This window comes from Sodalinema gerasimenkoae IPPAS B-353, from assembly GCF_009846485.1.
Lineage (GTDB): Bacteria > Cyanobacteriota > Cyanobacteriia > Cyanobacteriales > Geitlerinemataceae > Sodalinema > Sodalinema gerasimenkoae.
The window spans coordinates 1,442,353-1,468,902 of sequence record NZ_ML776472.1 but is presented as its reverse complement, the minus strand read 5'-3'; the positions used below and the strand labels follow the sequence as shown (position 1 = coordinate 1,468,902).

21 protein-coding genes are annotated in these 26,550 nt (G+C 51.0%); 13 read left to right on the top strand and 8 right to left on the bottom strand.

Features of this window, described 5'->3' with window-relative positions; translation table 11 throughout:
* Window positions 1–105: 105 nt before the first annotated feature.
* From L855_RS06555 to L855_RS06545, 3 genes are all read right to left on the bottom strand, one after another.
* Window positions 106–1,287, bottom strand: a complete 1,182-nt coding sequence (locus tag L855_RS06555; protein WP_159785769.1) for a M20 family metallopeptidase — start codon at window positions 1,285–1,287, stop codon at window positions 106–108.
* 159 nt (window positions 1,288–1,446) lie between these two features.
* Window positions 1,447–2,406 carry an RpnC/YadD family protein gene (locus L855_RS06550; RefSeq protein WP_159785766.1) on the bottom strand — a complete coding sequence of 320 codons (960 nt, stop codon included), beginning with the start codon at window positions 2,404–2,406 and terminating at the stop codon, window positions 1,447–1,449.
* A complete protein-coding gene (locus tag L855_RS06545) occupies window positions 2,403–2,936 on the bottom strand; it encodes a helix-turn-helix domain-containing protein (RefSeq protein ID WP_246198746.1) in 534 nt (177 codons plus the stop codon). The genes L855_RS06550 and L855_RS06545 overlap by 4 nt, the downstream gene beginning before the upstream one ends.
* 245 nt (window positions 2,937–3,181) lie before the next feature.
* Between L855_RS06545 and L855_RS06540 the strand changes: the two genes are divergently transcribed.
* The 3 genes from L855_RS06540 to L855_RS06530 all read left to right on the top strand — a co-directional run bounded on the left by L855_RS06540 (window position 3,182) and on the right by L855_RS06530 (window position 5,881).
* Window positions 3,182–3,685: a hypothetical protein gene (locus L855_RS06540; RefSeq protein WP_159785760.1), complete on the top strand. Its 504-nt coding sequence runs from the start codon at window positions 3,182–3,184 to the stop codon at window positions 3,683–3,685.
* 35 nt (window positions 3,686–3,720) lie between these two features.
* The gene (locus L855_RS06535; protein WP_159785757.1) at window positions 3,721–4,281 is read left to right on the top strand and encodes a hypothetical protein; all 561 of its coding nucleotides are present in this window, start codon (window positions 3,721–3,723) and stop codon (window positions 4,279–4,281) included.
* Between the two features lie 82 nt (window positions 4,282–4,363).
* Window positions 4,364–5,881 (top strand): SHOCT domain-containing protein, encoded by a 1,518-nt coding sequence (locus L855_RS06530; RefSeq protein WP_159785729.1) that lies wholly within the window; start codon window positions 4,364–4,366, stop codon window positions 5,879–5,881.
* Between the two features lie 230 nt (window positions 5,882–6,111).
* Here the strand turns inward: L855_RS06530 and L855_RS06525 are convergent, their stop codons facing one another.
* From L855_RS06525 to hypD, 3 genes are all read right to left on the bottom strand, one after another.
* A complete protein-coding gene (locus L855_RS06525) occupies window positions 6,112–8,046 on the bottom strand; it encodes a DUF3352 domain-containing protein (RefSeq protein WP_159785726.1) in 1,935 nt (644 codons plus the stop codon).
* A gap of 152 nt (window positions 8,047–8,198) precedes the next feature.
* Complete coding sequence (locus L855_RS06520) at window positions 8,199–8,429, bottom strand: hypothetical protein (protein WP_159785723.1); 231 nt, start codon at window positions 8,427–8,429, stop codon at window positions 8,199–8,201.
* A gap of 47 nt (window positions 8,430–8,476) precedes the next feature.
* Window positions 8,477–9,574: a hydrogenase formation protein HypD gene (hypD, locus tag L855_RS06515; RefSeq protein WP_159790998.1), complete on the bottom strand. Its 1,098-nt coding sequence runs from the start codon at window positions 9,572–9,574 to the stop codon at window positions 8,477–8,479.
* Window positions 9,575–9,854: 280 nt separating this feature from the next.
* Here hypD and hypA point away from each other — a divergent pair, with 280 nt between their 5' ends.
* The 10 genes from hypA to L855_RS06465 all read left to right on the top strand — a co-directional run bounded on the left by hypA (window position 9,855) and on the right by L855_RS06465 (window position 22,164).
* Window positions 9,855–10,196, top strand: coding sequence for a hydrogenase maturation nickel metallochaperone HypA (gene hypA / locus L855_RS06510; protein WP_159785720.1), 342 nt, complete (start codon window positions 9,855–9,857; stop codon window positions 10,194–10,196).
* Window positions 10,197–10,198: 2 nt separating this feature from the next.
* A complete protein-coding gene (gene hypB / locus L855_RS06505) occupies window positions 10,199–10,990 on the top strand; it encodes a hydrogenase nickel incorporation protein HypB (protein ID WP_159785717.1) in 792 nt (263 codons plus the stop codon).
* A 22-nt stretch (window positions 10,991–11,012) separates the two neighbouring features.
* Window positions 11,013–11,351 (top strand): hypothetical protein, encoded by a 339-nt coding sequence (locus L855_RS06500; RefSeq protein ID WP_159785714.1) that lies wholly within the window; start codon window positions 11,013–11,015, stop codon window positions 11,349–11,351.
* A 1-nt stretch (window position 11,352) separates the two neighbouring features.
* Entirely contained in the window at window positions 11,353–13,683 is a 2,331-nt protein-coding gene (hypF, locus tag L855_RS06495) for a carbamoyltransferase HypF (RefSeq protein WP_159785711.1), read from the top strand.
* A gap of 159 nt (window positions 13,684–13,842) precedes the next feature.
* The gene (locus L855_RS06490) at window positions 13,843–14,244 is read left to right on the top strand and encodes a hypothetical protein (RefSeq protein WP_159785708.1); all 402 of its coding nucleotides are present in this window, start codon (window positions 13,843–13,845) and stop codon (window positions 14,242–14,244) included.
* 4 nt (window positions 14,245–14,248) lie between these two features.
* On the top strand, window positions 14,249–15,877 hold the full coding sequence (locus tag L855_RS06485) for a caspase family protein (RefSeq protein WP_159785705.1): 1,629 nt from the start codon (window positions 14,249–14,251) through the stop codon (window positions 15,875–15,877).
* 312 nt (window positions 15,878–16,189) lie between these two features.
* Window positions 16,190–16,423: a HypC/HybG/HupF family hydrogenase formation chaperone gene (locus L855_RS06480; RefSeq protein WP_159785702.1), complete on the top strand. Its 234-nt coding sequence runs from the start codon at window positions 16,190–16,192 to the stop codon at window positions 16,421–16,423.
* Between the two features lie 317 nt (window positions 16,424–16,740).
* Window positions 16,741–20,289: a pyruvate:ferredoxin (flavodoxin) oxidoreductase gene (nifJ, locus tag L855_RS06475; RefSeq protein WP_159785699.1), complete on the top strand. Its 3,549-nt coding sequence runs from the start codon at window positions 16,741–16,743 to the stop codon at window positions 20,287–20,289.
* A gap of 65 nt (window positions 20,290–20,354) precedes the next feature.
* Window positions 20,355–21,371, top strand: a complete 1,017-nt coding sequence (locus L855_RS06470; protein WP_159785696.1) for a dihydroorotate dehydrogenase-like protein — start codon at window positions 20,355–20,357, stop codon at window positions 21,369–21,371.
* Between the two features lie 412 nt (window positions 21,372–21,783).
* Window positions 21,784–22,164, top strand: a complete 381-nt coding sequence (locus L855_RS06465; RefSeq protein ID WP_159785693.1) for an endonuclease domain-containing protein — start codon at window positions 21,784–21,786, stop codon at window positions 22,162–22,164.
* A 565-nt stretch (window positions 22,165–22,729) separates the two neighbouring features.
* On the opposite strand, the gene L855_RS06460 is transcribed toward L855_RS06465, so the two are convergent.
* Together L855_RS06460 and L855_RS06455 are read right to left on the bottom strand one after the other, a co-directional pair.
* Entirely contained in the window at window positions 22,730–25,600 is a 2,871-nt protein-coding gene (locus tag L855_RS06460) for a CHAT domain-containing protein (protein ID WP_159785690.1), read from the bottom strand.
* A gap of 56 nt (window positions 25,601–25,656) precedes the next feature.
* Complete coding sequence (locus tag L855_RS06455; RefSeq protein WP_159785687.1) at window positions 25,657–26,463, bottom strand: DUF4384 domain-containing protein; 807 nt, start codon at window positions 26,461–26,463, stop codon at window positions 25,657–25,659.
* Window positions 26,464–26,550 lie beyond the last annotated feature (87 nt).

The window sequence follows — 26,550 nt, the reverse complement described above, 5'->3', positions numbered from 1 at the left end:
AGAGGATTCCGATCGCCCAATTTAGCGTGGTCACGAGGGCGCTTTGCAGTTGACTATGTTTTCCCTGGGGCATGGGTTTGTGTCTCAAACGTCGAACCCTTTACCCTAATCCATCTGCCAACGCTCCAAATACTGCCAGGCGGAATAGGCTAACGTAATCACCCCCGTCATAATCGCCGCTTCATCAATATCAAACTGAGGATGATGGAGAGCATAATTGCGTTGATTGGCATGACCCACCCCGAGACGAAACATCGTTCCTGGGGCATGATCTAAATAGACAGAAAAATCCTCCGCCCCTAACGAAGGTTCCATCAACACTTGCATCCCCGTTTCCCCCCAGGCCTGACGCACTGTCGATTCGACAATCTGAGTCAACGCCGTGTCATTAAACACAGAAGGAACCAAACGGCGATAGTTCATTTCATACTTCGCCCCGTAGGTTTTGCAAACTCCGGCGACGATGTTCTCAATCCAGTCCGGGAGTTCGCGGTGGGTTTCTGGGTGCAGCGATCGCACCGTTCCCAGAAGTTGCACCGAGTCGGCGATCGCATTGGGGGCCCGTCCTCCCTGAATCTTACCAATGGTCAACACCACCGGCCGCAAGGGATTATGAGTGCGGGAAATGGCCTGCTGCAACGCCGTAATCACCTGGGCCGCAATCCAAATCGCATCCACCGCCTCATAGGGACGGGCCCCATGGCCCGACTCCCCCGTAATAATCAGTTCCAAGTCATCGGCCGCCGCCGTCAACGCTCCATAGCGCACCCCAATAATGCCGCCTGGAATACTGGGAAACACATGAACCCCAAAAATAGCATCCACATCGTCCATCGCCCCGTCAGCAACCATCCAATGGGCGCCCTGGGCGATTTCTTCGGCGGGTTGGAACAGGAATCGCACCGCACCGGGCAACTCATCGACGAACTGGGATAACACCATGGCCGTCCCCAGTCCCAGGGTGGTATGGACATCATGACCACAAGCGTGCATCACCCCCGGATTGCGGGAAGCGAAGGGTAAGCCGGTACGTTCGCTGATGGGGAGGGCATCCATATCGGTGCGAATGGCAACGCGGGGCTGTTGACTGGCGGCGAGTTCGCCAATCACGCCAGTTTTGCCCACCCCTTCTCGGACTTGTACCCCACAGGAGGAGAGGACTCCAGCCACATAGGCGGCGGTTTGGTACTCATGGCCGCTGAGTTCAGGATGGGTATGGATGTGGCGACGGATTTCAATTAGCCGGGGGGCAATCTCTTTAACGAGGGTTCGGATGCGATCGAGCATCGTGACGTTGGTAACTCCGAAAGGTCTTCTCTCTCTAGTGTCGCTTAGGAGACAGCACAAGGCGAATATCGAGTTGTTCTCTCTCTTCGTCAATGGACTGGACGAGACTCAACTGATTGCTTCGTTGGTCATCGCTTTGTGAACGAACAGGTCAAGGGATTACGAATTGGGTGCGATCGCCTGTTCAAAGTCCTCTAGGGAGGGGAGGGTGACGGCTTGAATCAGTAATGTTTTCAGGTAGGTGGCGTCGTCGATGGCGTTGATGCGATCGCTCAGGGAACTGGGAACAGGTCCAAACCGAGTTTCCAAGATATCTAGGATATCTTCACGGCCCCTTGTTAACACTCCGGCTGAGACTCCGGCTTCTTGAGCGAAACGCTCTAGGGGGGTGATGTAAGGCATTTTTTCCTCCTCCTCAAAGGCGGCAATTTCAGTGTTAAACGATAACTCCAACTCTTCCGGGAGGGTCATGATCCAGTTCACCAGTCGGAAGAGTTCCAGAATGTTTTGACGGCTATAGCCCCGACGATAGAGGCTTTTGGTCACCTCCAGCTTCCATTGTAGTCGTTGGTCCGGCTGCTGTCGGGTGGCTTGGGTCTTCAAATGGGCCATCACCATCACCGCAAAGGGGTTCACATCCTCTTGTAGCTGATCCCACTGGTCTTGATACTGTAAGAGTTTGACGCTGGGAAACTCGAATGAGATTTTGCTATCCCAGAGTTCATAGCCGAAGTTCTTAGGGGTCCAGTTGGGTCGATCATCGGCCAAAATCACCAAGCTGGCCACGGGTAGCTTGTAGCGGTCAAAGATGCGATAGTTATAGACGAAAACCCGTTGGTTGAATTGAGCTTCGTATTGACTTTGCACTTCGAGATGGATGAGAACAAGGGCCTCCTGGTTGTCTTTACGCCAAACTTTCACCAGTTTATCGACCAGTCGTTTTCCCAGTTCCGCATCTCGGACAATTTGCTGAAACTCTTGGTCGAGAAACTCGTACCCTCGTGACCAGTCGATGTCCTCATAGGCTTGGGGAAAGAAAAAAGCCATGAAGTCGGGGAAATAGACTTCTAAAGCTTCTTTCCAGGGGCTATCATAGTCGTTGGTCTCCGATGGACTCATGGGTTGATGTTATGTTGCACCTGCTCTAATGATAATCCTAAAGCTTCGGCAATTTGGGCTGGAGTTAGGTGGAAACTGATAAGTTTGGCGATCGCCCGTCGTTGGTTTTCTGTTAGTTCTAGAGCGTCAATAGGGATGTCAGATTGTATTGAGTCAGTTTTGGAAGCTGATGATTTGGGTTGAGAATCTGGATTTCCATAGAGGTTTAAATTGCCAATCTGAATCGGATTGCCAATAATTTTTTGTTGGGAATTCGTGAATCCTAATCGTTCCAAAGTTGCACGTAAGTTTGATTTTGCAATATCTTCCTCTAAAAGGTCAGATAAAAGCTGCCACAGCTCATAGCCTTCATCTTTAACATGACCTATCGTGCAGTTATAATCATCAGCTATTTTCGAGTATTTGTGACCGTTCAAAACTCCCCTCAAAATTGCCGTCTGCAAGTTGTCCAGATGCTGTCCGGTTTCCTGAAATACTAAACTATCCAGACTATTAATTACACCCTGCCAGTCCATGACCTGCGATCGCATTGGTTTAAAACTCTGCCGCCATTGTCCGTCATATTCCGTCTTTTGACAAGATACAGGGGGAACTCCCGTCTTTTTCCGACGTTTTCCGTCTTGCCGGAACGTCTATAGCTGAATGAAAATGAGATTATTGATAGACAAATCCTCAGCAACCCAGACATCCCGAAAACCCAGCGTAGATCTTGTGGTTGCTCAGTCAAACGTCGATTCTAGTTATAGCTGAGCTACCACAAGGTAGCAGGTTTATCATGTCTTATGCTTTATCGCCAGGCCAGGCTAACTTGAAACTGGCACTCTGGCAGTCGGACGCCGATCAGATGACCAGTGCAGATGTTTATGCTTGGCTTGTAACCAGTGGACTTCCTGCCAATGTTGCCCTGCGGCTGCATGAACTGTTGACTTATACTAAGCGCGTTGGTCGCAAAGTCTTTTCAATTGGTAAAATCATTCTCCTGAAAATACTGGAATTTGTCAAAGCTCATCCGTTGCTAGTTACCGGTGCAGGAATTGGGGCGGTTGTCGGTGCTGCGATCGCTAGTTTAATAGCTAGTATTCCTTTTCTTGGCCCCTTACTATCTCCCATTGCAGTTCTGCTAGGAATCACGATTACTGCGGCGGGAGCAGTTATCGGGCATCGACTAGATAAAAAATTTAGCGGAGTTGGGGAAGATATATTTGAAGTAGCTAGACTTTTCTTTGACTTGGTCATTGAAACCTTTAATTTAGTCTTCAAACATGTTGTTTCTGCCTGAGAATTTCAAGTCAACTTATATCGATTATACCAATCATGACTTCTAAAAAATCGCTGAGCAAAAAAGAGTTATTAACTATGATTGGTCGATTAAAAAAAGAGCCTGATGATTGGTCAGGAACTGTCGGCCAGTTTGGTTTAGCGGGAATGGGTGCAGTTGCCGGTGGTGCAGCCGCTGCTGTTTTGGGTGCAGGAGTTGCTCCAATTCCCATTATAACAGCGTTAACTGGATTCGGCGTTGTGGTTGCTGCCCCGGCTGCTCTAGTCGGGGGTGCAGCTGTTGCTGGAGGGGCAGTCGCTTTTGGTGCCGCTAAGTTACTCAAGGGGAGCGGCTACAATGCAGGAAAACGTAACGAACTTTTGAGAAATTATCAGGATCAACTTAGAGAGATTTCTATAAAAGAACGAGCTAAAACTGTTAAAGATCGTGATAAATCTGAGTTTTGTATTTTCCTTGAAGAACCCCTTAAACTCAATCTCATCTCCCCTGAAGACGCTCAGAAATTGATTGAAGCAGTACAACAGGGTACGATTTCTCTCACAAATGCTTATAATTATATTGGCGCAATCTTGAAAGAGACAAAACCGAAAAAGTAATACCCTAATGTTTTGCCTCCTAGCCTAGTTCGTTATCATTCGGATACTGCATTTTGTTGATCGTGATTCATCGTTAACTTCAGTGACACAGCACAATTCCTTACTTCAGCAAGCTAAGCACGGTCAGCCTCAAGCAATTGTTGCGATCTTGAACAATCGCTTGAGATTACAAGGGGTTTTTGTGGCTAAACATTCCCTTAAAAATGATTGTTTGAGCTTGATGCTGCAAGGACAACAGGTTAAATCTCAAGGTAAAGTAATATCTTGTATTGAGGAAGGATTAAAGAAACTGAAACCTAAAGACTTACTATCTGCAACAATTTACGCGAGAACGTCAGCTAACTCTAAGGTGATTTGGAAGCAAACTATTGTGCTCTCGCAGTTTGCATCTCAGGAGAAAAAAATCGAGGAAGAAGCCACCGATAGTACTATATCTAGAGAAAATCCCATTTCTGATTCCGAGATATCCTTAGCAGAGAATCAGCCCAGAACAGAAAAAAGGGTTGATTCTTATCCTACAACTTATTCTCAAGTTTCTGGAATAACTCATCTACCCAGTCAAACTCGACGAAAAACAGTTATCAATAATACAAAATCCAAACACTTGGGCAAGGGATTTAATTCTTTTTTGGAACGAACCAAAGCTAAGCTTGAATTGAACTTGGAGTATAAAAGTTTTGAAGATCACCTAGATTCAGTTACTGTATTATTAACTGTTTTCTTTTTATTTGGTATTTGGTTGACAGCTTATTCAGTATCATTTTTATTTATCCTGCCATTGCTTGTGTTAGGGTGCGTGTCTAGTTGTGTCGCACTTTACAAAAATCGAAATTTTATAAACTGGTTTTTTCTTGGTTTTTTAGGTTTTTTTATATGGGGCTTACCTTATGTTTACTTAGTTTTCATGCCGGCTGATAATTTAGAAAAAGTTAAAAAAAGAAACCAGGAAATTAAACAAAGAAACCAGGAAATTAAACAGGAAAGAAAGCTCAAAAAGGAACTTGAAAACCAAGAAAGAAAGCTTAAAGAAGAAATTGAAAGTCAGACAATACTAAGTCTATTTAAAGATGAAACCATCGTCTTTGATCAAACGGCTAGTTATCGAGGTGGACTCAAAGGATATCCGACACATTTAGAAAAAGTAGGTATGGCTTATCTCACCGAGAATGCCTTGATTTTTATTCAAGATATCTTGAAGTGTAAACTTATGTATTCTGACATGGTGGACGTGACATTAGACAATTTTCAGATTGAAGACCATCGCTCGTTACTGTTAAGTGGTGACACCGCTCGTCAGCTACAAAATGTGAAAAACATAGTCAATATTAAGTATATAGATGAAGACTCAGTGGAACGAGATGTCAAGTTCCAAATTCATGGGGCACTCATGGTTCAAGGAGAAGAAATTAAGGCGAGAGAATTTTTGAACCGAATTCTAGACTTTAAGCATCAGTTTTTAAAGCCAGAGATTCACATATCTCAAGAGCAAGGAGATGATGTATTTGCTAAGCTAGACAAACTGAATGATTTAAAAAATAGAGGGATTATTAGTGACGATGAGTTTGAGTGTAAAAAATCAAAATTACTCGATGAAATCTAATTTTTTACTTATTTCGGAAATCAGTCATATTAATGCCTTTTTCGATAAGCTTGCCAGACACCCGACGCCTAGGAGGGCTGACACCCAGAAGGGCGAACGGCCGTTCGCCCCTACAGAAATCTATGGCACGAATGCATGAAAAATGGTATCACCATATACCTTGAAGGCCCACAAAGCTTTGGATGCGATCGAGCATCGTGAGGTTGGTCACTCCGAAAGGTCTTCTCTCTCTAGTGTCGCTTAGGAGAGAGGACAAGGCGAATATCGAGTTGTTCTCTCTCTTCGTCAATGGATACCCCTAAACTCAAACTGCGGAGAGATTGGAGAAACTCGAAAAAGGGATCGGGGGGGAGTTCTTCCCCCTCCAGGGGAATCGTGTCGTCAAACACCACCATAGGAGACCGCCACAAGTCCCGAGTTGCGGCAACGATCGCCCCGAGGTTGTAATAGGCCAAACTGGTTCGGTTGTCGGGGAAGGGGGCGATCGCCGTCTGGAAGTTATAACTGTCCAATAGGCGAACTCGTGGCTGGGGATACAGACGGTTCACCGATGCCATTCCCGTCGTGAGTAATAGGGTATCCTCAGTAATCCAGCCATGGGCAACTTGACTGAGGGTTTCATCCTCAAATCCCATGGGGAGATTCCAACTGGTGAAGGGCTGATTATCCAGGGATTCTCTAGAAATCTCGATAAACCCCTCACTGATGTTGAGAATCCAGTTATCGAGGGCTGATAAGACTTGTTCTGCGGCAGGGCGATCGCCGGTTTGGAAATAAAGGCCAATCTCAAAGGGGAGAAAAGGCAACAACGCATCCTGATTCCCCCCAATGGGAGGATAGAGAAATAAGGCAAACTCCCCATCCATCCATTGAAACAGGTCTTGCAGTTCCAAGCCTAAGGACTGACGAATCTCCCCCCGAACTCCATCCAGAACCGAGGCCATCTCAGGAATCCCCTCTACCATGGAGACTAGGGCTAACAGAGACTGGCCCAAATTGATACCATTAGTGGAAACATAGGTTCCCCCCGGAAGTCGGGAGAGGATGCGGTTGGGGTTTTGGGAAGCGGCCGCAATCTCAGGTTGGGGTTCCCGGTAGTTGCTGCGAAATTGCAACCGTCCCCCGGCGTCATCGGCCCAAATTAAGGCGTTAAAGCTGGTGTAGGTTTGGGCGTAGAGATCTCCAATTTGGGAGACTCCTGATCCGGGGGGTAGGACAAAGGGAACGTTGGGGGCCTGGCTGTCTAAGTTACGACTGAGATCGGCAAGCTGTTTGAAATTTCCATAGAGGGCCACGACGGCTGTGTCGAGTTCGGGGCGATGGAGGAGTTTTTGAAATTCGGGGTTGTCAGCTAGGGAAACGGTTGTGGGGGGAATGTCCAGATAGGCCTGAATATCTTCGAGACGACGGGCAAAAATAACGGTATTGTTGGGGAGGCGGGCGATCGCCACACTGGGTTTATAGAGGGTATAGGGGGCCATCTCCTCGTCTGGGGTAGGAAATGGAGTCTCAATAGAACCATCAGCGTCCATTTTGCCCAGCAGTTTTGAGAGAGGCGTGAGCAGATATTGGTTGAGGAGTTGTTGAGAACGCCCCCATTTAGGCGGTTGCATCTCTCGGGGGGGGTCAGGCCAAAAGTCTGGAACCTCGGGAACGTCGGAAACGTTAGGAAAGACCTCAATCTGAGGATAAACCTGAATCTCAACGCCCTGATAGGTTTCCTGAGTCGGGGAAATCCCATAATCGATTTCTAACAGGCTGAGATAGGTATCAAAGGCCGGTTCGTCAGCCAAGGGCATTATGGTGACTGTTGCCATGTCCATATCTGTGGCAAAGGAGGACAGGGGAATCACGGCGGTGGCCGTCCAACCTTGCATCCAGGGGCGTACTTCGTCCTCATCAGACCCCACGAAGGGAACAAAGGGCAAGAAGCCGGGATCGGTGAAGACTTCGGAAATGCCATCAAAGCCTTGGAAGCGTTCAAATTCTTGCCAAGCCTTCTGGCCGTTGAGTAACAACACCGCAGCGGTATTGGCGGGGAGGGTTTGGATCATCTCCGGTGGGGCGATCGCTCTTTCCGACATCTCCTCGGTTTGGGCTGATAGGGGGGAGAGACCGAGGACAGTAGAGAGGAGAACGGTCAGGGTGAGGCTAGGCTTGACCATTTTGAACGTCCTTTAAGCCATAAAACGGCTTCTTATGGGGTTAGATTGCTCCTAGCTTGGCATAAGGCGGCCCTAACGTCATCTGAATCGGGATTATGGACTCGATGTTCGGTTCGTGAAACGTTTCTGCGAACGAGGCGATCGCTCAGGGATTAAGCCTTGGGGGCGATCGCCGTCTCAAAGTCCTCTAGGGAAGCAATGGTAACCGCTTGAATTAACAGGGTTTTTAACTCCGTTGCGTCATCGATCGCGTTGATGCGATCGCTCACCGAACTGGGAACAAGTCCAAACCGAGTTTCCAAGATATCCTGGATATCTTCGCGGCGACTGGTTAACACTCCAGCTTGTTGAGCGAAACGCTCTAGGGGGGTGATGTAAGGCATTTTTTCCTCCTCCTCCAAGGTGGCAATTTCAGTCTAGGCTTTTGAACCTAAGCCACATCCCCCCGCCAACGATAATAGGCCGCACAGGCCCCCTCAGAGGACACCATCGGCGCACCCAGGGGATGGTCTGGGGTGCAACGAGTACCAAACGCCGGACAGTCATGAGGTTTGCGGAACCCTTGTAGAATCTCGCCACTGATGCACTCCGTCTCAGCTTCATCTGGGGAGATGTCAGCGGAAAACCCAAAACGGCGATCGCCATCAAATTGGCCATAGTCCTCTCGCAAACCGAAGCCACTGGCGGGAATTTCCCCTAAACCTCGCCAGTGACGGGGAATCACCTCAAACACCTCTTGAATCAGATTTTGGGCGGTGGGGTTGCCTTCAGGAACAACGGAGCGGCTATATTGATTTTCAACCTGGGCCACTCCCGCTTCAAGTTGCTTGAGACAGAGATAAATCCCCTGTAAAACATCCACCGGTTCAAAGCCGGTGACGACGATGGGGACGTGATAGGTGTCGGCTAAGGGTTCATATTGGCGATACCCCATGACCGTACAGACATGGCCGGCGGCGAGAAATCCCTGGACTTGACAGTTGGGCGCACTGAGAATCGCCTCCATGGCTGGGGGAACCAGAACGTGAGATACTAAAAGGGAGAAATTGTCAAGCTTTTGTTGCTTGGCTTGATAGACAGCCATGGCTGTGGCGGGGGCGGTGGTTTCAAAGCCGACCGCGAAGAAGACAATCTGTTTCTGGGGATTGTCGCGGGCGATCGCCAAGGCATCGAGAGGGGAGTAGACGGTTCGCACATCGCCTCCGGTGGCTTTGACACTGAGGAGATCGCGATCGCTTCCTGGAACCCGTAACATATCACCAAAGGAACAGAGAATCACCTCCTCGCGACGGGCTAAATCCAGGGCCTTGTCAATGCGTTCGATGGGGGTGACACAGACTGGACAGCCAGGGCCATGAACCAGGGTAACCCCATCGGGAAGGAGGCGATCGATGCCATATTTGACGATCGCATGGGTTTGTCCGCCACAAATCTCCATAATCGTCCAAGGTTGGGTCACTAGGTCGGCGATCGCCTCGGTATACTGCTGTGATAGAGTTGCATCCCGGTATTCACTAACAAACTTAATCATACTTCGCCCTCTAGGTCAGATAATTTCTGATAATAAATCTTCAGGAAAACTTAAGACTTTTTGCTTGATTTGGACTTGACAGCCTTTTAAAACTGTTCGGCTTAGGGTATTTGAGCCTGACAACGTCTGATGGCATCTGCTCAGTGCTAACACGCACTCTTACTCTCAGGTTAATATAAAAACTCTCCCAGGAAAAGAAATTGTAAATTTTATGAACAGGACTTTAACTTGCAGGTTAAATTCTTTATAGTTATCAGTAGAGAAAGGGATTCCCCCAATGCACGAAGTCAGTATCATGGACCAAACCTTGGACATCGCCCTCAATGAGGCAACTCGACAGGGTGCAAGTCAGATTCACCGCTTAACCGTCCGCGTGGGAACCCTCTCAGGAGTCGTTCCCGATGCCCTTCGTTTTGCCTTTGATGTTGTAGCCAAAGATACCATCGCTGAACAGGCAAAGTTTGAAATTGAAACGGTTACGGCCCGTTGTTACTGTCAAAACTGTAACCAAGACTTTTATCCCGAGGATATTATTTTCGTTTGTCCCCACTGTGGAACCTTAAGTTCTCAAGTTCTCAACGGGAAAGAACTCGAATTGTCATCGTTGGAGGTCTCTTAATCATGTGTCAAGATTGCGGTTGTTCCGTTACCCCAGCTAATATTCGCATGACGTCAGAAAATCAGTCTCATCACGACCATTCCCACGGTCATTCTCACGAACATCCTCATCACAATCATTCTCATCAGCAAATTCACCTCCACCAAGCGATTCTTTCAAAAAATGATCGCCTAGCGGAACGAAATCGCGGCTTTTTTGCAGCTAAAAACCTCTTTGTTCTCAATATTCTCTCCTCACCGGGTTCTGGAAAAACCGCACTCCTAGAACGCACCTTAATGGAATTGAGCGATCGCCTTCCCGCCGCCGTCATTGTGGGAGACTTAGAAACCGACAACGACGCGCAACGATTGCGACGCAGTGGACAACAGGCGATTCAGATTATGACCGAAAGCCTCTGTCACCTCGAAGCCGAGGCGATCGCCCAAGCCACCCAAAAACTGGATTTAACCGATATCCAACTGCTGATTATCGAGAATGTGGGAAATCTGGTTTGTCCCGCTGCCTATGATTTAGGAGAAACGCAACGGGTAGTTCTCCTATCTACCACAGAAGGAGAAGATAAACCCCTAAAATACCCCACGGTGTTTAAATCTGCCGATGTGGTGATTTTGAATAAAATTGATATTGCCGAAGTGGTGGGATTTGACCGCGATCGCGCCCTGGAGAATATCCGCAACATTGCCCCCCAAGCCACAATTTTGGAAGTTTCTGCTCGAACTGGGGAAGGTATGGAACAATGGTATGCGTATTTACAACACCAGGTTCAGCCTCAGCCTGAACTGGCAGTTCACTAAACTGTTGTCAATCTAGAAAGTCATGTTTCAGAAATTCTTGGGGATAGTTCTGTTTATTTTAGGAACCTATCTTCTCGGCAAAAACATCGTCATCACAACCAGCTATATTCGTCCCGTTTGGGGAGATGCGTTAACCGTGATTGCTTTAGTCTCACTGATGGTCGGAATCATCTCTCTGTTGTTCTTCTATTCAACCGTCGGAGGAGTTGGCTGGATATTTATTGGGATTGGTTTAGTATCCTTTTTATTTGTGGGACGGCTAATTATACGACCTACCACAATTTGGTACTTTTTGTTCTCGTTCGCCTCCCTAACCGCTGGCTTAAAACTCCTAACCAGCGGAAGACGGATTCGCTTTTAACATGATGGGGGAGTTTGACGAGACGGTTCGGGGCGATCGCCTCCACCTGGATATTCAAGGAATTGTCCAAGGAGTAGGGTTTCGCCCCTTCGTCTACCAACTGGCCACCAACCTAAACTTAGCTGGCTGGGTAAACAACACCGCTGACGGGGTTGTCATCGAAATTGAGGGCGATCGCCCCCAACTCGAACAATTCTGTCAGCGTCTCCTCGCTGAACTCCCTCCCCACGCCCAAATCCATCGCCTCCATCGCCAAGAGATCCCCCCCCAGGGCCAAACAGACTTCCTCATTCAGGCCTCCGAATCCCATCCCCAACGCAAAACCGCCCTAATTCTCCCGGATCTCGCCACCTGTTCCCACTGCATCGAAGAACTGTTTAACCCCAACAATCGCCGCTACCGCTATCCCTTCATCAACTGTACCCACTGCGGCCCTCGATATAGCATTATCGAGACCCTTCCCTACGATCGCCCCCTCACCACCATGGCGGGGTTCCCCCTTTGTCACGACTGTCAGCAAGAATATGACAATCCCGGCGATCGCCGCTTCCACGCCCAACCCAACGCCTGCGAGGTCTGTGGCCCCCAATTAACGTTTCATCCCGCCACCAACCTCCCTCCCCTAGACGCCGCCCAAACCCTGCTACGTCAGGGACAAATCCTGGCCCTGAAAGGCTTAGGCGGGGTTCAACTTCTCGTCAACGCCCAAGACGAGGCGGCGGTTCAACGATTGCGTCAACGGAAACATCGCCCCAGTAAACCCTTTGCGGTGATGTATCCCCATCTCGATGCAGTTCGTCAAGAGTGTTCTCTCAGCGACAGCGAAGCCGAACTCTTGCAATCCCCCGCCGCCCCCATCGTCTTATTGCGTCAACTCTTACAGCATCAAAAACAGCCTCGCCTCGCCCCTTCCGTCGCCCCCAACAATCCCGATTTAGGGGTCATGCTTCCCTACACGCCCCTACATCATCTTCTCTTGCGAGAGTTCGCCGCCCCCCTCATCGCCACCAGTGGGAATCTCTCCGGGGAACCGATTTGTATTGACAATCAGGAAACCCTGCAACGCCTGGGGAACATCGCCGACGGCTTTTTGCTGCATAACCGCCCCATCGCCCGCCCAGTGGATGACTCGGTGGTACGGGTAATGGCTAAGACTCCCGTGATCTTGCGACGGGCTAGGGGATACGCCCCCAGAACTCTCTCGCTTCCTGGATTATCTCAATCGGTGTTGGCGGTGGGGGGCTATTTTAAGAATACGGTGGCGATCGCCTTCAACGAAAATGTCTTTGTCAGTCAACATATTGGCGATTTAGACAATCCCGCCAGCCGCCAGGCCTTTGACTATACCCTGGCCAAACTCTCTAGTATCTATGACTTTGAACCTGAGGTGATTGTCTGTGATAGCCATCCCGATTATCCCTCGACTCAGTTCGCCCAACACCTGGCCCAAGACAAACAATGTTCCTTAATCCGGGTTCAACATCATCAGGCCCATATCCTCTCGGTGATGGCGGAACATCAGTTACAGGCCCCCGTCTTGGGAATCGCTTGGGATGGAACCGGCTATGGAGACGATGGAACGATTTGGGGAGGGGAACTCTTGCAGATTGACACCTCTGAGGCGGGATATCAGCGGTTAGCCCATTGTCGCAGTTTTCCGCTGCTGGGGGGCGATCGCGCCGCAAAAGAACCCCGACGGGTGGCGTTAGGCTTATTGTGGGAGTGTTTCGGAGAGGATTTGTTTACTAAACCCTCACTGCTGTCTCTTCCCCCACTTCAGGCCTTTTCCCCATCAGAGTTAACGATTTTGCAAACCGCCTTACGTCGGGGGATTAATACGCCCCGCAGCAGTAGTGTTGGGCGGTTGTTTGATGCGATCGCCGCCTTATTAGGGTTGCAACAGGTTCTCAGTTTTGAAGGAGAAGCCGCCATGGCCTTGGAGTTCGCCGCCAGAACCGTGAACACTTCAGATTGCTATGCAATTCCTCTCTCTGAAGGTGTTTGGGATTGGGAACCAATGCTTTTAGGGATTTTGGGCGATCGCACCTCCGACACCTCCATTCCCCACATCGCCGCCAAGTTTCACAATAGTCTCATTGAAGCGATCGCCCAAATGTTGCAAACCTATCATCGTCCCTCCGTTCCCATCGTCTTAACCGGGGGCTGCTTCCAGAATCAGATTCTCCTAGAGGGGGCGCTCGCCCGACTACAGCAGATGGGACTCCAACCCTACATTAACCAACAGTTTCCAGCCAACGACGGTGGACTTAGCCTCGGACAAGTCTATGCCGTTTTTCAACAATTTCACCAACCTGAAGCTAACTTAAGATAAAGAGAAACAAATCGTAACTCTCTTAACGTTGTCATGTAACAATAAATTGCAAATTAGGAGACCATGGCAGACAACAGGAAAAGAATTTGCTATAACAGGATTGAACACTTTATTTCTTCGTTTCTATCTAAATATTTTCTTCATTAGAGCTTCAAAACAATGACCCCCTCAAATGTATATCACCTGACCATCTCTTTGGATGAGTCAAAGATCGAGGCTGATGACGATGAAAGAGAAAAAGAAACGCAACGACTTTTTAACGAACTGCGAAAACTAGACGACATCGAAGATGTCCAACGAGTTATAGACCCTGAGCCTCCTGAAGGAAGTAAAGCCATTGCCGGCTTTTTCATTGGTTTATTAACAGCTGAGGTTAAACCCGAAAATATCGCCAACCTATTTCGCTTTCTTGGAGACCGATTATCCAACAAAGAAGTAAGTTTAACTCTCTCCTTAGGCGACGATGTTTTAGAAGTGACTGCCAGAAGTCGAGAGGAATTTGAGTTCGCCATGCAACAGGCTTTAATTTGGACTGAGCAACGCAACGCAACCTCAACCTAACACGATGAGTAAAATTGCCCTATTAATTGGCGTAAGTCATTATAAACCTGGACTAACTGCCCTCCCAGGAGCCGTTCGAGACGTAGAGGCAATGCAGCAGGTGTTAGAACATCCTAACATTGGTGGTTTTGACGACGTTGTGTGTCTCGTCAATCCGGATCGCCAACAAATGGAACAACAAATTGAGGCATTGTTTTCCAACCTTAAGAAAGATGATGTGGTGCTACTTTTCTTTTCAGGTCATGGAATTAAAGATGAAATAGGTGCGTTATACTTTGCCACATCAATCACCCAAAAAAAAGCCGATGGTCAAATTCTAAAATCTACAGCCGTGTCTGCGGGGTTTATCCAAGACATGATGGCTGAAAGTCGCTCCAAGCGTCAGGTTGTCATCCTGGACTGCTGCTTCAGTGGTGCATTTGCAGAAGGTATGACCGCCAAGGATGATGGCGGAGTAGATGTTCAAGCCCAACTCGGAGGAGAGGGCCGCGCGGTGTTAACCTCCTCCACATCTCTTCAGTATTCCTTTGAACAAGATGGTGAGTCTTTATCATTATATACCCGTTACCTTGTCGAAGGATTAGAGACTGGAGCCGCTGATAGTAATCGTGATGGCATTATTTCTGTCTATGAGTTGCATTGTTATACGAAAGCAAAAGTTTCTGAAGCTGCACCAGCCATGCGACCAAAAATCTTTGCGGTTGAAGAGGGATTTCAAATTACCATTGGAAATGCCCCCCTTGGCAATCCTGAGTTGCAATACCGGCAGGAAGTTAGTCATTTAGTTTATCACGGTGAAATTTCGACCATTGCCAGGCTGACCCTAGACACATTACGACACCAGTTAGAACTTCCCGAAACCGTTGCACATCAGATTGAAGCAGAAGTCTTAGAACCTCATCGTCACTATCAAAAAAGATTGAGTCAATATGAAAGTGTCTTAAAAGAGAGTATTAGCAAAGAATTTCCTATTAGCGAGGTAACGGAGAAAGAACTGAACCGGTTACAACAAATTCTCTCATTAAAACCGGAAGATGTCAGAAATATGAGACAGCGTCTAACTCCAGGTTTAATCCCCAAAAGTAGTCATGAGATCCCGACTAATCCACAGCCTACAGCGAGGAAAAAGCGTCCAGCTAGCCAATCACGCTGGCTTGGGTTTGGTCTAATTGGACTGGCATCTCTGGGAATCGCGATCGGACTGGCAAATCGGCCACCATTAGATCCCTTCCAACCAGACCCCATTCTCTCTGAAAAGCCTTTGCCAGAAGCACAAGGATGGATTCGCATTGGGGCAATTGCTGATCCTCCACCAGACGAGATTAGTGGAAGTCAACTATTAGAACAAGGTCCCGCCACACCAATTACCATCGAGCCACCTGTCGTTCCTGAGGTGGGAAGCACTGTGACCCTCATCAGCTCAGCGAACCTGCGTTCTAATGTTCCTCAAGAACCGTACACACTTTCAGGAGTAATTAATTTCCTCCGGGAAAACCAATCCCTAGTTGTTTTGGATCGTTGGTTAGGACGTGATCCAGACGTTCCTGGTCGCCAACAAGTTTGGATTCAAATTGGATATCCATCAGACGAGAGCCGAGATAGCATGACAACCTACGCATTCGTTCTACCCTAAATGTTCTTCGGGTGCATCTCACTTTTGCGATCACTTCAGAGAACCCACCCCTACCCCTCCCAGGAGGGGATTTTTCAAATATTTCCCCTCCTGGGAGGGGTGCGCGATAGCGCGGGGTGGGTTCAAACTTGCCTAACTAAGATGCACCCTGTTCTTCTGTGCGATCGCAAGCCAACAATTGACTGAGGTTAAAAACTTGTAAAGTTCAACGAAAATCTGGACTTGAAACCCTAAACTGGATCTGAAACCGAGTCTAACAATGATTCTTGTTGTTATGACAGTTTGTTGCAGGAAATAACTTTTCTTAAAATTATGTGCTTAGCCGTTCCCGGACGAGTCTTAGAAATTGAGGGAACCGACCCTCTGAACAAAAGCGGAAAAGTGAGTTTCGGTGGAGTCGTCAAAACCGTGAGCCTCGCCTATGTTCCCGATGTCGCGGTAGGTGATTACGTCGTCGTTCACGTCGGATTTGCCCTAAGCAAAGTCGATGAAGCCGCAGCACAACAAACCTTCGCCGATTTACGACAGATTGCAAAATTGGGTTAACAAACGTAAATACCCCTCGCAATCCTTCTGGAAATATTCCATACTAAACTCAGGGGAATAGATTAAAAGCAAGCTCATTTTTGGAGACTTTTTGTTTAGGTAAAATTTCAATTAACCCTCCATTAACCTTGCCCCTTAAAACAACTCCCTAATTGTTTTAAGAGGGACTTCTGTTGTCAAGAAAACCAGTTGCAGCCCCGAGTCTCACACCACTCCCATCAACCCCCATCACTCCCCCGGCCGTGCGATCGCTCCCTAACCCCCCATAACGATCCACACCCGCTCCCTCGAACCGCCGCTCACCAAGGACAAAGAGCATGAACACTAGCACCTACGCCACCCTAGACGCCAACGAAGCCGTCGCCCGGGTTGCCTACAAACTCAACGAAGTCATCGCCATCTACCCCATCACCCCCGCCTCCCCCATGGGCGAATGGGCCGATGCGTGGATGTCTGAAGGGCAGCCCAACCTCTGGGGAACCGTCCCCTCCGTCATCGAAATGCAAAGCGAAGGAGGCGCCGCCGGGGCCGTTCATGGCTCCCTACAAACGGGATCACTCACCACCACCTTCACCGCCTCCCAGGGCTTGCTGTTGATGATCCCCAACCTCTACAAGATCGCCGGAGAACTCACCAGCGCCGTCCTCCATGTCGCCGCCCGTTCCCTCGCCGCCCAGGCCCTCTCCATCTTCGGCGACCATAGCGATGTCATGGCCGCCCGAGGAACCGGCTTCGCCCTCCTCTGTTCCGCCTCCGTCCAAGAAGCCCAAGACTTAGCCCTGATCGCTCATACCGCCAGCCTCGAATCGCGGGTTCCCTTCATCCACTTCTTCGACGGCTTCCGCACCTCCCACGAAATCCAAAAAATCGCAACCCTCGACGAATCCATCATTCGCGATCTCATCGATGACGAGTGGGTCTATGCCCATCGTAGTCGGGGACTGACCCCAGACCGCCCCGTCCTGCGAGGAACCGCCCAAAACCCCGATGTTTTCTTCCAAGCCCGAGAAAGCGTCAACCCCTTCTATAACGCCTGTCCCGACATGGTACAGCGGGCCATGGACCAACTGGCACAGCATACCGGTCGCCAGTACCAAATCTACGAATACCACGGCGCCCCCGATGCCGATCGCGTCGTAGTCTTGATGGGGTCTGGCTGCGAAACCGCCCAAGAAACCGTGGATTACCTCATGGCCCAAGGCGAAAACGTCGGCGTCCTGAAAGTGCGCCTCTATCGCCCCTGGGACATCGAAAAACTCCTGGCCGCCTTCCCCGAAACCGTCCAAAAAATCGCCGTCCTCGATCGCACCAAAGAACCCGGCGCCAGCGGCGAACCCCTCTATCTCGATATTGTCTCCGCTTTCAGTGAAGCCTGGGAAGGCACAATGCCCAAAATCGTCGGCGGACGCTATGGCCTCTCCTCCAAAGAATTCAACCCCGCCATGGTGAAAGCCGTCTTGGATAACCTCAGCCAAGACAAACCCAAAAACCACTTCACCATCGGCATCCACGACGACCTCACCCAAACCTCCCTCCCCTACGACGAGTCCTTCAGTACCGAACCCGACGAAGTCTCCCGTTCCATTTTCTATGGCTTAGGGTCTGATGGAACCGTCGGCGCCAACAAAAACTCCATCAAAATCATCGGGTCCGCCACTGACAACTACGCCCAGGGCTATTTCGTCTATGACTCCAAAAAATCCGGGGCCGTCACCGTCTCCCACCTGCGTTTTGGTCCCCACGCCATTCGTTCGACGTACCTGATTAACCAGGCCAACTTCGTCGGCTGTCACCAATGGACGTTCCTGGAAAAACTCAACGTCCTCAAAGCCGCCGCCCCAGGAGCCACCTTCCTCCTCAACAGTCCTTATGGCCCCGATGAGGTTTGGGATCGCCTGCCCCTAGAGATTCAAGAACAGATTGTCCGTAAAAACCTCAAGTTCTATGTCATCAACGCCCTGCAAGTGGCGCGGGACAATGGCATGGGGGGGCGCATTAATACGGTGATGCAAACCTGCTTCTTTGCCCTCTCTGGAGTCCTGCCTCGGGAACAGGCCATCGCCGAAATTAAGAAAGCCATTGAGAAAACCTACGGCAAAAAAGGACAAGCCATTGTCCAGATGAACCTCAACGCCGTGGATGCTACCCTCGACCATCTCTATGAGGTGAATGTCCAGGAAGCCAACTCCACTGTCCGCATGAGTCCTACCATTCCCGACGCCGCCCCGGAATTTGTCCGCAGCGTCGAGGGCAAAATGTTAGCCCGGGAAGGGGATGACCTCCCCGTTAGCGCCCTCCCTTGCGATGGAACCTATCCCACGGGAACGGCGAAATGGGAAAAACGCAATGTCGCTCAAGAAATCCCCGTTTGGGACCCGGATGTTTGCGTCCAATGTGGGAAATGCGTCATGGTTTGCCCCCATGGAGTGATTCGCGGCAAAGCTTACGACGAGGGAGAACTGGGGAATGCGCCGCAAAGCTTTAAGTTCACGGATATTCGCGACAAAGACCCCAATTTTGCCGGCAGCAAGTTTACCATCCAGGTGGCTCCAGAGGACTGTACCGGTTGCGGCATTTGTGTCGATGTCTGTCCGGCGAAGAATAAGTCGATGCCCTCCAAGAAAGCCATCAATATGGAGGCGCAACCGCCGCTACGGGAACCCGAACGGGAGAATTGGGACTTCTTTCTGAATTTGCCCAATCCCGATCGCCGTAACCTCCATCTCGATCGCATCCGTCAGCAACAATGGCAAGAACCCCTATTTGAGTTCTCCGGGGCCTGTGCCGGTTGTGGGGAAACCCCCTATCTGAAACTGGTGTCGCAACTGTTCGGCGATCGCACGGTCATCGCCAACGCCACCGGCTGTTCCTCCATCTACGGCGGCAACCTCCCCACCACCCCCTGGTCCCAAAACGCCGAAGGACGGGGGCCAGCTTGGTCGAACAGTCTCTTTGAAGACAACGCCGAATTTGGCTTAGGCTTCCGCATGTCCCTGAACAAACACATGGGATTTGCCCGAGAGTTGCTGCAAAAACTCGCCGGGGACTTGGGGGATACTCTCGTTCAACAGATTCTCGACAATCCCCAGAAATCCGAAGCCGACATCTGGGAACAACGGGAAGCGGTGGTTGGCTTGAAACAACAGTTAGCGTCCCTGAACAGCCCCGATGCCAAACAACTGCGTAGCCTTGCCGATTACCTGGTGAAAAAAGATGTCTGGATTATCGGTGGAGATGGCTGGGCCTATGACATCGGCTTTGGCGGCTTAGATCACGTCATCGCCAGTGGTCAAAATGTCAACATCCTAGTGATGGACACAGAAGTCTATTCCAACACCGGCGGACAATCCTCTAAAGCGACTCCTCGCGGTGCGGTGGCTAAGTTTGCCGCTGGTGGGAAACCGGCCCCCAAGAAAGACTTGGGCTTAATTGCCATGACCTACGGTAATGTCTATGTGGCCTCCGTGGCCATGGGGGCCCGGGATGAACATACCCTGAAGGCCTTTATCGAAGCCGAAGCCTATGATGGCCCGTCCTTGATTATCGCCTACAGCCATTGCATCGCCCATGGCATCAACATGACCACCGCCATGAGTCATCAGAAAGCCTTAGTCGAAAGTGGTCGCTGGCTGCTGTATCGCTATAACCCCGAGTTGAAAGAAACTGGGCAAAATCCCTTACAAGTGGATTCGCGATCGCCCAAGAAAGGGGTGGAAACCTCCATGTACGCCGAAAACCGCTTCAAGATGCTGACCAAAACCAAACCCCAGGACGCGAAACGGTTGCTGAAAGAAGCCCAAGGAGACGTGGATACCCGTTGGGCCATGTACGACTACCTGGCCAATCGTCCCATCACCGGTCAATAAATCCCGTCTTTGGGGATAACTCCTCGGTTATCCCCTCCCCATCCCCCTAGTTTGACGCGAACATCATGGAACTCACCACCCAGTATCTCGGACTCACCCTCAAATCCCCCCTCGTCCCCTCGGCGGCAGCTCCTCTAACAGAAGACATCGATAATGTCAAGCGTTTAGAAGATGCTGGTGCAGCGGCGATCGTGCTACATTCCCTATTTGAAGAGCAACTGCTCAAAGAGAAATTCGAGTTACACCACCACCTCGAATATGGAACCGAGAGTTTCGCCGAAGCCCTCACCTATTTCCCCGAAGCCGAAGAGTATCACGTCGGTCCCCAACTGTACCTAGACCATATCCGCGATGCCAAAGCCAGCGTAGACATCCCCATCATCGCCAGTTTGAATGGTTTTTCTCCCGGCGGTTGGTTGGAATATGCCCAACAGATGCAAGACGCTGGGGCCGATGCCTTAGAACTGAACATCTACTATGTCCCCACGGACTTAAACATGACCGGGGCCGAAGTCGAAGAAAACTATCTCAACATCTTGCGGGATGTGAAAGGAGAAGTCAGCATCCCCGTAGCGGTGAAGTTGAGTCCCTTTTTCAGCAACATGGCCAACATGGCCAAGCGGCTGTCCGAGGCCGGGGCCGATGGACTGGTGTTATTTAACCGGTTCTACCAACCGGACATTGATTTAGAGGAGTTAGAAGTCTCACCCCATGTCCTCTTGAGTACGCCGCAAGACCAGCGGTTACCCATGCGTTGGATTGCCCTCTTGTATGGTCGTGTCGATACCGATTTCGCAGCCACCGGCGGCATCCAACATGGCACCGATGCCATCAAGTTACTGATGGCGGGGGCGAAGGTGACGCAAGTTTGTTCAAGTCTCTTGCGTCATGGCATTCCCCATCTGCGGCATATCGAACATCAGATGTTGCGTTGGATGGAGGACCATGAGTATGAGTCTGTGGAACAGATGCAGGGCAGCATGAGTCAGTTGCATTGTCCTGACAAGTCTGCCTATGAACGGGCGCAATATATGAAGGCGGTCTCCTCCTATCAGTATGAACCCGAACGGGTCATGTCCTGACCCGTCCCCTCCAGGGAGAACCCACCCCTAGCCCCTCCCAAGAGGGGAAACAAGAGACGAATTTCCTCCCAAGAGGGGAGACAAGAGGCAAATCCCCTCCAGGGAGGGGTGCCCGAAGGGCGGGGTGGGTCATCGGCGTGTTTAACACCGTCCCAGAAGAACCCACCCCTAGCCCCTCCCAAGAGGGGAAACAAGAGACGAATCCCCTCCCAAGAGGGGAGACAAGAGGCAAATCCCCTCCAGGGAGGGGTGCCCGAAGGGCGGGGTGGGTCATCGGCGTGTTTAACACCGTCCCAGAAGAACCCACCCCTAGCCCCTCCCAAGAGGGGAAACAAGAGACGAATTAAGACTGAAAATTCGCTAAACTTATTTAAACCTAAACTAAAAAAATATAAAATTTTGGTTCAATAAAATGAATCCCAAAATCTTACCCTACAATCCAAAACTGAAAGAAATAGCACGGCAGTTGCGCAAGAACATGACTGCTCCCGAAGTCAAGCTGTGGAATCACCTAAAACGAGGGCAGATACAAGGTTTTGACTTTGATAGGCAACGTCCTATTGATGAATATATTGTTGATTTTTACTGCAAGAAATTGATGTTGGCTATTGAAATTGATGGGTCATCCCATGAGAGTGAAGAAGCGCAAGAACAAGATAGATATCGACAGGTGCGCCTGGAAACCTTGGGAGTTAGATTTCTACGATTTACAAATTGGCAGGTCATCCACGAGACGGATGGAGTACTGATTGCAATTCGTGAGTGGATTCGTAATAATTCACCAACCGCTTGACTCCTGAACCTTGGACTTCCCATTGCAAAACCAGATACTGTCCCCATGAGGGAGAACCCACCCCTAGCCCCGTCCCGGGAGAACCCACCCCTAACCCCTCCCAAGAGGGGAAACAAGAGACAAATCCCCTCCAGGGAGGGGTGCCCGAAGGGCGGGGTGGGTCATCGGGGTGTTTGGCCACCGTCCCGGGAGAACCCACCCCTAACCCCTCCCAAGAGGGGAAACAAGAGACAAATCCCCTCCAGGGAGGGGTGCCCGAAGGGCGGGGTGGGTCATCGGGGTGTTTGGCCACCGTCCCGGGAGAACCCACCCCTAACCCCTCCCAAGAGGGGAAACAAGAGACAAATCCCCTCCAGGGAGGGGTGCCCGAAGGGCGGGGTGGGTCATCGGGGTGTTTGGCCACCGTCCCGGGAGAACCCACCCCTAACCCCTCCCAAGAGGGGAAACAAGAGACAAATCCCCTCCAGGGAGGGGTGCCCGAAGGGCGGGGTGGGTCATCGGGGTGTTTGGCCACCGTCCCGGGAGAACCCACCCCTAACCCCTCCCAAGAGGGGAAAATCCAGCTTCAACTCCCCGACTCAGCCAACTCCACCGACAACGGCGAAATATCCCCCTGCAACACCCACGCCCCCCAAAAATAAGGACTCGACAACGGACAATCTTCATCCTTATAATCGCCCTTTAATTCCTGCAAAATCTCCCGTCCTAACAGTAACTGCCGCAGTTCTCCCGCCTTGACCGTGCGCACATCAAACTGAGCGCAACTCAGGGCTTTAGCCCGTCCAAGTCCCTCATTTAAATGATGAAAAAACCGTTCCATCAGATACACCGTAGCGCGGGCAGGAACCGACCAAAGACTCATTAGGAGTGTTTTTGACCCCGCCACCACAAACGCCCGCCGTAAGCCAAATACACCCTCACCCGAGGCGATTTCACCCAGCCCCGACTGGCAGGCAATCAGGGCGCTGAGTTCATTGCCCCACAAGTCCAACGCCGCCACATCTTGGGCAAACAACACCCCCTTCAGCCCCTCCGGCAGCGGCAAGCCTTGGTTCCAGATATTCGCCCCCGCCAGGGCAATTCCCGAGCGGTACATGGCATCGTCGGCATCTTCATCGAGGCGACTGGGGGGATGGTTGCGGAGGTAGGCTTCGATTTGCGGGACGAAATCCCGTAACCGTTGACTCACGCGAGGATGTTCGCTCTCCACAGCTTGGGCAACCTGTTGCACCGTATCCAACAAACCTCGATTCATCAGGGCGGGATGTTCTTCAAACAGCTTCGTTTCCTGACCCGTTTCAGCCGCCAGTAAGGCGAAAACCAACTGAAGATAGGGTTTTTGGGCGCTGCGGGCGAAGCCGTGGGTGGCCACGGCCAGGATGCGGGGACAGTCTCCGTCGGTCAGATGAGAGGAGACCGCCGCTTTGTCCAAATAGGGTTGAGTATTCAGCAGTTCCCCGACGCGACGACCAAAACGCTCGGTTCCCACGGCGCGGCCGAAACCGGACAGGCGGGTTAGGGTTGCCCCTAAGTCGGCTGTGGCGATGTCTGAGTTGGCTTCGGGAGTTGGGACGGGGTGGGACTTCTGCCCATCCCAGTTGTAATCGGGGTCGGCGAGAATGGTGGCGGGGCGAACGGTCAAGGGGCGTTCGCTGATGTCCCGTCGCAGCAGGTCCCGTCCGGCACTGAGGTAGCTGATACTGTAGGTATCGCCGAGATAGGGACTGGGGCAATGGGGAAACTGGGGAAGAATCTGAAATGGCAACAGATTGAGGGTGCTGTCGGGGGCGAGAAACCAGTGGGAGACATCCCCTAAAGCATTGAGGAGGGGTTGACAGAGGATTTGTTGCAACCGTTGACTGTCCGCCCCAGAGGAGTTAATGTCGCTGGCTGAACCGGTCATGCCAAAGTGGTCACCCGGCCCGACAAACCGACGGCGAAACTGTTGAATCAAGGTATCGAGGGGTTCGGCTTCCCCTAAATCCAACAGCCGCACCCGTTCCGGTTGGTGCGCCATGACCACAAAGGCGAGATAACGCTCTTCTTGCCATTGTTTTTCGGACGCACCGAAATCATAGCGTCGGAAGCGGACGAACTCCACCAAGGCTGAACCGTCGGGGAGTTGAGCGGCAATTAGCTGACGGTTGAGGTCATCCTGGTTCAGTTGCAATTCTGGGATTTCCTGCGCCAGTTCTTTTTCCAGGGTTTCGGCGGTTTGATAGAGTTGGCTGACGTCCTCACGATGCTGTTTGAGGCGCTGTCCGTACTGTTGAGAGGATTCATCCGGTAGAGACGGAATCACCTCGAACAGTTTGTCTCGAATCTCCTCTTGACGCTGTTGCCAGTTGCGGAATAGGGATTGAACCGCCTCGGGATAGCGTCCACTGTAAATGGCGGCACTCTGGGCAGCTAGGGCGGCTGTGGTCAGGGCTTTGCGGCGCAACAGGGCATCCAACGCCGCGCCAACGGCTTGCGGGTCATCGGCCAGATGTTGCCAAACTAGGGTAAGGAAGCCGTAATAGCTTTCGGGATTGGATTGCAGATACTCCCGGCGTTCCCGGTCAGAACTGATACTGAAGATATAGCGTAGGCGCTGTTGTTCCGACTCCAGGGAGGCTTGGAACTGTTCCGATGCCTCCCCATAGCGCCCTTGAGATTCGTATAACACCGCCAGGTTGTTGAGGTGGGTGGCGAGTTGGGGATGGTTTGGGGGCAGGGCAATGCGGATGATGTCTAGGGCTTCGAGATACCGGGGTTCGGCTTCCCCATAGCGCCCTTGAGACCGGTACAACCCCGCCAGGTTGTTGAGGTCGGTGGCGAGTCCGGGATGGTTTGGGGGCAGGGCAATGCGGTCGATGTCTAAGGCTTCGAGATACAGGGGTTCGGCTTCCCCATAGCGCCCTTGAGACTTGTACAACCCCGCCAGGTTGTTGAGGTGGGTGGCGAGTTGGGGATGGTTTGGGGGCAGGGCAATGCGGATGATGTCTATCAGGGGTTCGGCCTCCCCATGGCGCCCTTGAGACTTGTATAACAAAGCCAGGTTGTTGAGGCTGGTTGCCACCTTTGGATGCTGGTTTCCCCAACGTTCTCGCGCCAGCCTAACTGCCCGTTCCGCTAGGGGAATCGCGGCGGCGTATTGTCCCTGCTGGTACAGTTGCAGCACTTGTTGATTAACGGCTTCCCAACTGTCGGAGTCTTCAGAAGGTGCAGTTGCCGAAATCTGGGGTTGCAGGTGTTGGGCGAAATTATCTAACCAGTCCGCCGCCTTATCTTCTCCTTCACTGCGCAGCCATTGACCATAAGCCGCCATCACCTGCAACAAGCCCGCATCCACAAGGCTGGCATTGGCTTCTAGGATAGCCACCTCCTCCCCGTTGCCACAGGTTAACAAGGCTTGGATGAGTTGGGCGTATTGCTGAATCCGTTGTTCGTCCATGATGTTTAACCTCAATAATGAATGACTTTAGAATCTTCAACCGCAACCGAACTCACTCAAACCACCTCATAGGCGGTGGAGAGTAACCGCACCTGGGGGCTGTTCTGACTCTTCACATACTCGAACGTCTCCTGCAACTGCGACACCTGTAACGCCATCGCCTCAAACCGACTCTGTTCTAACCATTGGAAGGGGGGGATTTTCGGGGTCAACAAGGCAATTAACTGTTCTTTGCCCGGTTCCGTTAACACAAACGCCGGTTGAGGGGCTGAGGCTTGGGGTAGGCGGATGGTGGTGGTTTGTTGCGGTTGGAACTGACTGGTTTGGGCGAAGGGAGAGGGACATAAGCAGACCACAGTTCCATTGGGTTCCCGTTCCAGTAAGGTCAGATGGGCCGAGTCTGGTAGTTGCAGTTCAAAGATGACTTCACTCCCCAGGGGAACGGTGGTGAGATAGTCGTTTCTTTTGGGAAGCATCCCTAAATGGTCGGGAGACTTGGCGGCTTTAATTCCCATCTGTTGCGTCTTCTGTGATATCTGGCTGAGTTTGTCCCACAGCCAAGGATGATAGTGAGTCTGTACTAACCAGGGACGCACGGCCTGCCACAGTTTTTTGGCGTTAGCCTCGTGGTCAAATCCCAGTTCTCTCAATTTGGGCAGAATCTGCCGACTCCAGTTATCTTTCCTGGCCTGGTCTGGTGTCAGCCGAGGCTGGCAGGATTCGACGATGTCAGTCCAATTGGCATCGAGATTCTGCTGGGATAATCGCTCGGTAAAAATACAGCGGGTTAGGGGAGAGAGGTCAAGTTTCTCAGCAATATCACCTAAAAACTCGGCTTCGTAGGCCTGAGGAATCTCCATCATGTCAACAAGAGTGAGCTTGAATCTGTCCATACTGTACCTGATTTGCTTTAGGTCTGGACTGATGCTAACTACTTTTTTGGGGTATCG

Bases quoted from the DNA above. Each gene is read 5' to 3' on its own strand.
- L855_RS06555 (WP_159785769.1), bottom strand. From the start codon at position 1,287: ATGCTCGATCGCATCCGAACCCTCGTTAAAGAGATTGCCCCCCGGCTA.
- L855_RS06550 (WP_159785766.1), bottom strand. From the start codon at position 2,406: ATGAGTCCATCGGAGACCAACGACTATGATAGCCCCTGGAAAGAAGCT.
- L855_RS06545 (WP_246198746.1), bottom strand. From the start codon at position 2,936: ATGCGATCGCAGGTCATGGACTGGCAGGGTGTAATTAATAGTCTGGAT.
- L855_RS06540 (WP_159785760.1), top strand. From the start codon at position 3,182: ATGTCTTATGCTTTATCGCCAGGCCAGGCTAACTTGAAACTGGCACTC.
- L855_RS06535 (WP_159785757.1), top strand. From the start codon at position 3,721: ATGACTTCTAAAAAATCGCTGAGCAAAAAAGAGTTATTAACTATGATT.
- L855_RS06525 (WP_159785726.1), bottom strand. From the start codon at position 8,046: ATGGTCAAGCCTAGCCTCACCCTGACCGTTCTCCTCTCTACTGTCCTC.
- L855_RS06520 (WP_159785723.1), bottom strand. From the start codon at position 8,429: ATGCCTTACATCACCCCCCTAGAGCGTTTCGCTCAACAAGCTGGAGTG.
- hypA (WP_159785720.1), top strand. From the start codon at position 9,855: ATGCACGAAGTCAGTATCATGGACCAAACCTTGGACATCGCCCTCAAT.
- hypB (WP_159785717.1), top strand. From the start codon at position 10,199: ATGTGTCAAGATTGCGGTTGTTCCGTTACCCCAGCTAATATTCGCATG.
- L855_RS06500 (WP_159785714.1), top strand. From the start codon at position 11,013: ATGTTTCAGAAATTCTTGGGGATAGTTCTGTTTATTTTAGGAACCTAT.
- hypF (WP_159785711.1), top strand. From the start codon at position 11,353: ATGATGGGGGAGTTTGACGAGACGGTTCGGGGCGATCGCCTCCACCTG.
- L855_RS06490 (WP_159785708.1), top strand. From the start codon at position 13,843: ATGACCCCCTCAAATGTATATCACCTGACCATCTCTTTGGATGAGTCA.
- L855_RS06485 (WP_159785705.1), top strand. From the start codon at position 14,249: ATGAGTAAAATTGCCCTATTAATTGGCGTAAGTCATTATAAACCTGGA.
- L855_RS06480 (WP_159785702.1), top strand. From the start codon at position 16,190: ATGTGCTTAGCCGTTCCCGGACGAGTCTTAGAAATTGAGGGAACCGAC.
- nifJ (WP_159785699.1), top strand. From the start codon at position 16,741: ATGAACACTAGCACCTACGCCACCCTAGACGCCAACGAAGCCGTCGCC.
- L855_RS06470 (WP_159785696.1), top strand. From the start codon at position 20,355: ATGGAACTCACCACCCAGTATCTCGGACTCACCCTCAAATCCCCCCTC.
- L855_RS06465 (WP_159785693.1), top strand. From the start codon at position 21,784: ATGAATCCCAAAATCTTACCCTACAATCCAAAACTGAAAGAAATAGCA.
- L855_RS06460 (WP_159785690.1), bottom strand. From the start codon at position 25,600: ATGGACGAACAACGGATTCAGCAATACGCCCAACTCATCCAAGCCTTG.
- L855_RS06455 (WP_159785687.1), bottom strand. From the start codon at position 26,463: ATGATGGAGATTCCTCAGGCCTACGAAGCCGAGTTTTTAGGTGATATT.